Here is a 4,138-nt window from a genome sequence, read left to right on the forward strand (position 1 = left end):
TTATAAATTTACCGCCCTTTCTGCGAAGGTAAAATTTAGTTATATCCTCCATTTATCGCTAATTATTCGATATTTGTTTTATTGTTTTCTCTTTTTCATCGTAGTAATATCCCATATAACTCAAAAGTATATTTCTGCAGCCTAATATACCTTTGTTGCATAATTATAAGAAAGATAAATGCTATAATTAGAATGTATTAAAATACTACAAATTTCTTAGAAAGGACTTCAAATGGCTTTAACAGAAGAAGATATGAAAATGTGGCAGGGCGTGAGCGATCATTTAACGCGAATGGAAAACGACGCTGAATATCGCAAGAAAATAGAAAAGCAACTTTATCGCGGTGCTCCAAAAAAGAGTATTGAAAGAATACGACAAGCAGGTATAAGAAATAGCCAATCAAAGTTAGTAGGCGCAATAAAAAAGATTGATTTCAGCTCTAATGCCGAATTGATAAAAATTCAAGATGAAGCGATTGTCCTTGCTGAAAATTCTTTAAAAAATTTTTTAAAAGAATATAATGAGCACCCTAATACCACAGGTGGTCGTTATATTTGTTCCGATACATTCAAAGAACTTTTTCCTTGCTTTGAAGCAAAAGAAAATAGGGCTCTAGTAAATGACGCGATACATAATTCCTCCGCTGTTTTGGCGGCGACGCAGTTTGAAGAGGTTCTGAAGCGCGATGAACCTAATAAAACCAAAGCAATTTTCATCACCGGAATTCCTGGAGCCGGAAAAACAACCTCGGTTAAAAATTTTATGAGCGATGATAAAGTTAAACTTATTTTTGAAGGGCAGTTGGCAAACCCGGCGCCGACTATCCCAAAAATAGAGCAATGCTTGCAAAAGAGATTAGACGTTACAATTGCTGCGGTGCATATAGAGCCCGAAAAAGCTTTAGACAATACTTTTAAGCGCTTTAACGAATATGGGCGCGGCGGAAGTATTGAAGTTATGTCTAGCATCCAAGGCAACTTGCCGAGCGGTTTAAAAAAGCTAAAAGAGCATTTCGGGGATAAAATTAATATTATCGCCATTGATAGAAATAGCGATAGGAATAAAATTTTAACCGATGAAAAAGAGATCTACAAATTAATCAGTATCGGCTCAAAAGAAGAAATTTTCAAACGCTTAAAAGTCAAATTAGATCAAGATTTTCAAAAAGGCAGAATCGACAAAGCTTGTTTTGCTCAGGCGAATGAAACGAAGCTAAATAAAATTATGTCTATCTGAACCCATTAAGCCGAAATCGCAAAATTTAAAAGCGAACTAAAGTAAAATATACGAAAGCGATATACCTCAAGACTTAATCTGCGATAATTTTAGAATGTCTCAAATATCGTTAAATCAGGGCTTTTCTTGATCCGCTTCGGCAAATTTCATCTCAATGCTTTGTAGGTATTGGGCTCTCTTGCTCCGCTCGTCGCACCTCTTGCCGTGATGGTAAAATTTAGCTGAGCTTTTCTGACTTAAACGCCCTTTTTACCGTCATATAAAAGCCGCTAAAGATAAAAAGCGCCATACAAAGCGAAACGAGCGACCATAAAATTTTACCCGCGAGCCCAAAAAAATAGCCCGTATGCAGCTGATAGTTCGCGTCTTTAAACTCGCCCACGGTGATACCGTCTGTTTGCTTCTGCTCCGCGATCTTTCCCTCCTTTAGCTTCACGCTCACGCCTTTTGGACGGGCTGTAGCGGGCGCGTCGGGCTCGTAGTATCTGACGCCGATCTTATCTCCGGCTGCGAGCATTAGGGTAAATTCTTTATACTCTATGCCACTTGATCTGAATATCTCATAAGCCCTCTGCGCGTCGCTGAATTTATACGTAGCGGGCTTTTTGCCCTCCTCTTTAGCAGGTGCGGCGGCGTGATCTTTAGAAGTGGCAGCTTTAGGCACGCTAGCTTGCGGTAAATTTTGCGAACTTACGAAAATCTTCATCACCGCGTCGTTATACCAGCCGTACGACCAGTTAAGCCCGGTTAAACAGATGAGCAGGTAAATCACCGCACTTAGCGAGCCTAGGCTCGTATGTAGGTTATAAAAAAGAGCGTATTTTTTGAGTTTAAAATTTGGCTTTATAGCCTCGATAAATTTACGCCTAAGCCTTGGGAAATGCAGCCAGACGCCGCTTATTACGAGCAGTATCATCGCTGTGGCGCTCGCGCCTACGATCTGTTTACCGACCTCGGCTGCAGTTTTATTGCCGCTTAGCGCTAAACCCAAATTTCGATGCAGCGCCATAGCCGTTAGCACAAAGCCCGTGCCGCGATCCTTGCCGATGATCTGCGCGGTGTACGGATCGACCAGATACGCATCATTTCTGTTTGCGTAAACGACGAAGGCTTCGTCATCGCTTTTGGGCACGACGAGCCTTACGGGCTGCTTAACGCCCGTTTGCTCGCTAAAGCTTTGCAGAATTTTTTCCACGCTTTGCATTTCGCCCGTTTTTTCGATCTTTTTAGAGTCCGCGTTTATTAGCGCCTCCAGCTCGTGCTGATACGATAAAATCGCGCCCGTAACGCCTATGATAAGCAGCGGGATAGAAAAAACGATCGACAAAATAAGATGGACGTTAAACAAAATTTTATTGCGCTTCAAAAGCGAGCTCATTGTAGATCCTTGCGAGATAAATTTAATCTTTATTTGATTGAGGTTCGCAATTATATTGTGCGATTTTAAATATTTAGATAATTATCATTAAGATTTAGGCTGCGAAATTTTAAGGCGTGTTATGATATCACAAGAGCGCCTAGGTACCTCGCGCAGCGTCATAAACCGCGCGCTTTAGGATCTCAAAGCCAAAATTTAATCCGCCTTTCGCGCGGCTAGATCACGCTAGCGAGATAAAATTCTAATCGCGATTTATAAAAAGCGCGCTTAGAATCTCGTAAATTTAGAAATTTTGCGCTAAAATTGCCAAAAACGCGAGCTTGCGTAGTCCAAAAACAAGGTCATTATTATGTCGCAAAGTATAGCCGAGTTTGCTACGATAATCCTTTATGTTGCGATAGGCTTTTGCCTTCTTGTTTCATTGCTTGATAAAAACAGATCATTCAAAACCGTAGATCACGGAACTCTGTTTATCTCCACCGATCCGCTCTTAAAAATGCAGATGTTTATAATGTGCTTAAGCCTCGGCGTAATCACCCTATCCAGCCCGAACGTAGCAAAACACAACGGCAAGCCGATACCCTGCTTTTACACTCACGATAAAGTTTGCTCGCAAGAGTACAAAGCGGCGGGCATAAATTTAAAATGCTTCGAAGAAGGCGATCCCAGATGCGTGGATGGGTATCTGCAAATAAGCGAGCCAAGACTAATACTTGGCAAAATCATATCTGTCTGCGCCATAATTTTTTCTTTTGTCGTGCTAATTCAAAAAGGAATCAGAATAGATAAAAGCGGCATCTGCAAAGAATGGGAGGTTCTGCCGTTTAGGCATACGGAAAAGATAGGCTTTGACGAAATGATATGCGCCGTAGGGTTTATAAGAGGCGTAAAAATAATCAGCATACGAGGCAAAATTAGCGGCGTTAAATTCGGGGCAGGATTTTTGTATGCACGAAGGGATATAGATTTTTTGCAAAATTTTATATCAGAAAAGCTCGCTGAAATTTCAAAAGCTAAAGCAGCCGAGCAAAACGCCTAAATTTAAATATATCGTCGTAAAATATCCGAAGTGAAAGGAGCCGCATGAGGCTTTTGTATTTTGTACTTTTTGCAAATGTAGTGCTATTTGTACTTTGCGGTTTAAAAAACTTTCTGTTTAAAAGCAGCGCTTCTTATAAAACCGTGCAAAAGGGCGCTTGGCTCATACCGCCTAGCCCTGTAGCCAAATTTACGCTCGTCATATTTATTTTATCTTGGGGGTCGATAGTGGCATTTGACGAGCCTTGGATAAAGAGGATAAAAGGCAAAGGTAAAGTTACATGCTTTGACGCAAACGACCCTTTATGTATAGACGGCTTCTTGCACAGAAGTGGCGACGAGACCGCACTTGTGATCGCGATGGGCATTGTTTTGATACTTATATCCCTATGGCTATTAACCGAAAAAGGGATCATCATAGACAGCCGCAGTATAAGGAGAGAATGGGAATGTTTGCCGTTTAAATTTAGCACAAAGATCGATAT

At 41.0% G+C, this 4,138-nt stretch carries 4 protein-coding genes; 3 read left to right on the plus strand and 1 reads right to left on the minus strand.

Annotated elements, in window-relative coordinates:
- The first annotated feature begins 232 nt into the window (after nt 1–232).
- The gene (locus Q0340_RS05355; RefSeq protein WP_298082471.1) at nt 233–1,237 is read left to right on the plus strand and encodes a hypothetical protein; all 1,005 of its coding nucleotides are present in this window, start codon (nt 233–235) and stop codon (nt 1,235–1,237) included.
- Between the two features lie 217 nt (nt 1,238–1,454).
- Here the strand turns inward: Q0340_RS05355 and Q0340_RS05360 are convergent, their stop codons facing one another.
- A complete protein-coding gene (locus Q0340_RS05360; protein ID WP_298082472.1) occupies nt 1,455–2,615 on the minus strand; it encodes a PepSY-associated TM helix domain-containing protein in 1,161 nt (386 codons plus the stop codon).
- A 349-nt stretch (nt 2,616–2,964) separates the two neighbouring features.
- Between Q0340_RS05360 and Q0340_RS05365 the strand changes: the two genes are divergently transcribed.
- Both Q0340_RS05365 and Q0340_RS05370 read left to right on the plus strand, forming a co-directional pair.
- Nucleotides 2,965–3,654, plus strand: coding sequence for a hypothetical protein (locus tag Q0340_RS05365; protein WP_298082473.1), 690 nt, complete (start codon nt 2,965–2,967; stop codon nt 3,652–3,654).
- 44 nt (nt 3,655–3,698) lie between these two features.
- Nucleotides 3,699–4,138 (plus strand): hypothetical protein (locus Q0340_RS05370; RefSeq protein WP_298082474.1); only part of this gene is annotated, 440 nt, incomplete at its 3' end.

It is taken from the genome of uncultured Campylobacter sp., from assembly GCF_938045595.1.
GTDB lineage: Bacteria > Campylobacterota > Campylobacteria > Campylobacterales > Campylobacteraceae > Campylobacter_B.

Excerpts from the sequence above, each read along its gene's own strand:
- Q0340_RS05360 (WP_298082472.1), bottom strand. The coding sequence starts at position 2,615 with ATGAGCTCGCTTTTGAAGCGCAATAAAATTTTGTTTAACGTCCATCTT.
- Q0340_RS05355 (WP_298082471.1), top strand. The coding sequence starts at position 233 with ATGGCTTTAACAGAAGAAGATATGAAAATGTGGCAGGGCGTGAGCGAT.
- Q0340_RS05365 (WP_298082473.1), top strand. The coding sequence starts at position 2,965 with ATGTCGCAAAGTATAGCCGAGTTTGCTACGATAATCCTTTATGTTGCG.